The 4,119-nt window shown below is 43.0% G+C and carries 5 protein-coding genes; 1 reads left to right on the top strand and 4 read right to left on the bottom strand.

Features of this window, described 5'->3' with window-relative positions; genetic code table 11:
- Positions 1 to 602: 602 nt before the first annotated feature.
- The 4 genes from H6G08_RS36760 to H6G08_RS36745 form a co-directional block, all read right to left on the bottom strand.
- Positions 603 to 1,241, bottom strand: coding sequence for a histidine phosphatase family protein (locus H6G08_RS36760; RefSeq protein WP_190552235.1), 639 nt, complete (start codon positions 1,239 to 1,241; stop codon positions 603 to 605).
- A 212-nt stretch (positions 1,242 to 1,453) separates the two neighbouring features.
- Entirely contained in the window at positions 1,454 to 1,711 is a 258-nt protein-coding gene (locus H6G08_RS36755; RefSeq protein ID WP_190552233.1) for a hypothetical protein, read from the bottom strand.
- Between the two features lie 314 nt (positions 1,712 to 2,025).
- On the bottom strand, positions 2,026 to 2,814 hold the full coding sequence (uppS, locus tag H6G08_RS36750; protein WP_313943838.1) for an undecaprenyl pyrophosphate synthase: 789 nt from the start codon (positions 2,812 to 2,814) through the stop codon (positions 2,026 to 2,028).
- A 144-nt stretch (positions 2,815 to 2,958) separates the two neighbouring features.
- On the bottom strand, positions 2,959 to 3,876 hold the full coding sequence (locus H6G08_RS36745) for a ferritin-like domain-containing protein (RefSeq protein ID WP_190552228.1): 918 nt from the start codon (positions 3,874 to 3,876) through the stop codon (positions 2,959 to 2,961).
- A gap of 20 nt (positions 3,877 to 3,896) precedes the next feature.
- On the opposite strand from H6G08_RS36745, the gene H6G08_RS38450 reads away from it, so the two are divergent.
- Positions 3,897 to 4,025, top strand: coding sequence for a hypothetical protein (locus H6G08_RS38450; RefSeq protein ID WP_277877881.1), 129 nt, complete (start codon positions 3,897 to 3,899; stop codon positions 4,023 to 4,025).
- The last annotated feature ends 94 nt before the right edge of the window (positions 4,026 to 4,119 follow it).

Below are 4,119 nucleotides of genomic sequence, written 5' to 3'. Positions count from 1 at the left end.
CAAAAAACCTGATTGACGAGGATTGGTTTTTCTTTAGCTTTCAAAGTATTTTTTTGTCTCGGTTCGGTCGCTGCGGCGGTCTCTCGCCTCAGCACTTATTCAAGATAGCAATTGTTTTTCTAGTTCGTCAAGGGGTTGGACAAAAATTTTTTGAGAAATCTTGATTTTGCTTTATCTACAAGGCTTTGTGGCGTTTCCCAGAAGTTTGGAAGATGATTTTTAGGTTAATTGCGCACAGCGATCGCTCAAATTAACGTAGACTTTAGCAATCTCTATCGGGCATGGGGCATAGGACATGGGGCATAGGAAGATTGGTTTTATTGTTCGTTGTGAATGCAGTTGATGGAGTCTGTTGCATAAATATTTTCTTATTTCACGCAAAAACGAGCCAGTGCGCTCTTGCGCTCCACGGACTCGCTCACTGGCGTGCAAAGAATCAGGACTTTTGCAACCAATATATTGAATAAGTGTTGACGTACTCCCCGCAATTGAATTGCGGGGGTTCTGGGTTCAAAAAGCGATTGCAGGCTTTGCCCGTCTTACATCCTTAGCCCAATGGACAAGGCTCTACCCAACAATAATGACTTACTGTGTAGGAATGATTATGTTCCTGGACGAGAACGCAGATGATCGGGTATGTGATGGCGATCGCCTAATATCTCTAACAATGGGCCATTAACGTCAAATTTAACCATACTTACTGACGCGACCAAAATATTCACCCGATAACGATAGCGTCCCAAATCAATTCCCAGTAAGCTGCAAAGCATAATCCGAATCGTGGCTTTATGGGAAACTACCAAAACATTACCTTGGGGATGTTTTTCTTGAATTTCTGCAATTACGGGCATAGAACGGTTAGCAATATCTACCGCAGTTTCTCCACCTAGTGGTGCATTCCAAGCCGGTTCTGTCAACCATTTTACATAGTTTTGGGCGTAATTCTCTTGAGCAAACGATTTACTCTTGGTTTCCCATTCGCCGTAACTACCTTCTCTCAGCCCAGGACGCAATTGCATATCCATACCGATAGCATCACAAATTGGCTTGGCAGTTGCAATTGTGCGCTTCATTGGGCTAACATAAACTGCTTCCCACTGCAACCTGCTGTAAATGTCGGCAAAACTCTTTGCCATCTTCATTCCTTCTGCAGTCAACTCCGCATCAGTTTCACCACAGAAATTACCACTTTGACTAAAAGTAGTTTCTCCATGTCGCAGTAAATATAAATTGAGTGTCATAGCTTGTATCGCGATTGGGATCGAGGAGTTTGTGCAAAAATAAACTAACATCAATCTCGCAATCGGGTATGTACCGCTAGGACAAAGTAATCAGCCAAAAAAGTCAATCAACCACAAACTTGTGAAATCGGGCTTTGCTGATGGCGGTATGAATTACGACAGCAGTTGCAAACTTTAGATATATGCCAGATTGTCTTTATATGTCTGACAGCTTAATCGCTGGGTGGCTCATACCAAACTTGCAGTTTGTCAAGTTTTTCGCCAACAATATTTCTATATAACTCCAGCGATCGGTAAACCCGATCTACGCTAGGTTTTCCATGGGCGAAAATTTTCCTGTAAAAGTTTTGGATTTCTTGATGAGTGATTTTACCGTCTTTAACAGACTTCTCAATCATGATTTTCAATTGTTCAAGTTCCAGAGTTTCTTCTGGTGTAGGTTCTTGAGATAATGGTCGTTCAATTTTCATAATATAGCCCCATTTTAGCTGGTATTTTTATCTCAAAAATGGCAAATTGCTGATTTGCTTGGACTATAAGACTCTTATTGGATTTGGCATCAGCTAAGTAAGACAACTAAAAGTTTGTTGATATCTCCCTAGTAAGAGTTTCTTGTCAGTGTTAGTGCGATCGCATAGCTCAAAAAATGAGTTTCGTATAGATGTTATGCAACAAAGTTGAGGACTTTGTGAAGAAGGTTGTGTGTAATCAAAAATTATGGATGTAGCTACTACAGCGAGCTTACAACTAGTCTGCAACAGCAGAAGTCAGGATTATAGCTGTGTTAGGCTGAGAGTAAAGCTTTTACTTGACCGAAACGGCGATCGCGTTTTTGGTAACTCAACAAAGCCTGATGAAATGCTTCTATATCAAAATCCGGCCAGAGAATATCAGTAAAGTACATTTCTGTATAAGCCATTTGCCACAAGAGAAAGTTACTCAGGCGCATCTCGCCACTAGTACGAATCAGTAAATCTGGTGCTGGAGTATCTGCTGTGTAGAGATGTTGTTCTATAAGGCTGTCATTGATGGCTTCTGCACCCAGTTTACCTTGTTGCACCAGCTGGGCTATTTGACGACAGGCTTTAGTAATTTCGTTGCGGCTACCGTAGTTGACAGCAACAGTAAAGTGAATTGCTTGATTATGTAATGTTTCTTTGATAGAACGTTCCATTTCTGCTTGCAGAGATGCAGGTAAAGCTGATAAATCGCCAATAAAGGAGATTCTCACGCCTTCTTGATGCATTTGGGCTAGTTCGCGGCGTAGCAATCGCTCAAATAAGAGCATGAGAAAGTTTACTTCTTCAATGGGACGTTGCCAATTTTCTGTAGAGAATGCATAGGCGGTGAGGGCTTTGATTCCCCAATCTTTGCAATAGCGTAATAGTTGTTTCAGGGTGCTTGCACCTTGGCGATGTCCGGCGATGCGTGGTAGCCCTTGGCTAGTCGCCCATCTACCGTTACCATCCATAATTACGGCTACGTGTTGGGGCATTTTTTCGGGGTTTAAGTCTGGTGGTAGGGGGATCATGTTGTGAAAATTTTCTTTCGTTAGTACAGCTTTGAGTAAAATCGTGGGGATTTGAGGTAGGAAATTTAAACGCAGAGGGGCGCAAAGGTAAGCGCAGAGGTACGCTGAGAATTTGCGATGAAGTCGTGAAATGCTGTAGTTAGTTTATTGAGGGGTTCGGTATCATAATTTTTTTTCACAGCCTATCTATGATTGCTGTAGTAGATTGTTGAGATATTCTGGGGTGAGACTGTTGTGCCATGTGCAGAGGCGATGTATGGCGTAGGTGAAGGTGTATAGGAGGGTGGCTTTGTTGGTGAAAGTCCAAGCATCCCAGTTGAGTGTTGCCATCATTCGCCGTAGGGTACGGATGAGGTTATTACGTTGGTAGGTTTGGGAACGGGTTTTTATGAGGGTGGTTCCTACTCGGATTAAGCCGGTATTGGGGAAAGCCCAGACTCCAAAGCCCCAAAATTTAGTCATGTGGTTAATTTCATCTTTGGCGAGTTCTTCGAGAACATCTTGGAGTGCATCGGTAGCGTGCGCCATCAGCCACAGGTAAAGGCAGGTGGCACCATATTCTGTAGCTACGCGGTGTAAGCCGTGGCGATATAAATCTTCGTGGGGGTTATCTGTGGGAAGATAGCCCCTGACGGTGCGGTGTTTGGGGGTGATTTTTTCGCCTGTTAATTGGGTATAAATCTTGATTAATGCGGGTGTGTGTTGGCGTTCTTCTTTTTCCCACAAGCCAATTTCTTGAAGTTCGCCGTCTTCACCGACTATTCCACCGACATACCGCGCCATCTGGGGATGTAATTTCTCTAAATACTGGCGGCTGGTTTGGGTGTAACCGCGAATCGGGGCTTCTGTATCCATTGCACCAATTAAGATAGATAAAAATACTTCTGCTTTGATGCCGATAATTTGATTGCGGTTAATAGCTTGCCAATTAATCGGTTTCCAGGGGCGCGGTTGGGGATTGGTAAATTGTAAGGGTAAATTTTGCAAGCGTTCTTGTAGTTTTGCGGTTGCAAGATAGTTATCGATGAGAGAATGAATCCGACGCTGTATTTGCCAGTTTTGTGCGCCCGATGTTTCTATATGTGGGCTGGCGGTATTTAGCATAATTTGTATACTTTAACTCTATGCCCAATAGCCTAAGCGATCGCAGTTTCTGTTGTCAGTCGGCTGAAGTTGGCAGTTTTATCGGATCTATTGGGGATAGTAGGGTAAAAAGTCGGTTACTACATCTTGAGTTCTTAGAGGGTGTTTGAAAAGTTTTTAGGGGTCAAATTTTATGCTAGCCGCCTCACCATAATACGGATCATAGCAAGGTAGATAAAGGTTTCTGAAGTTTCGGGTAATAAC

The organism is Calothrix anomala FACHB-343, from assembly GCF_014696435.1.
Taxonomy (GTDB): domain Bacteria; phylum Cyanobacteriota; class Cyanobacteriia; order Cyanobacteriales; family Nostocaceae; genus Aulosira; species Aulosira anomala_A.
This window is presented reverse-complemented; position numbering and strand designations above follow the sequence as displayed.

Bases quoted from the DNA above. Each gene is read 5' to 3' on its own strand.
- H6G08_RS36745 (WP_190552228.1), bottom strand. From the start codon at position 3,876: ATGCTAAATACCGCCAGCCCACATATAGAAACATCGGGCGCACAAAAC.
- H6G08_RS36755 (WP_190552233.1), bottom strand. From the start codon at position 1,711: ATGAAAATTGAACGACCATTATCTCAAGAACCTACACCAGAAGAAACT.
- H6G08_RS36760 (WP_190552235.1), bottom strand. From the start codon at position 1,241: ATGACACTCAATTTATATTTACTGCGACATGGAGAAACTACTTTTAGT.
- H6G08_RS38450 (WP_277877881.1), top strand. From the start codon at position 3,897: ATGCCCAATAGCCTAAGCGATCGCAGTTTCTGTTGTCAGTCGGCTGAA.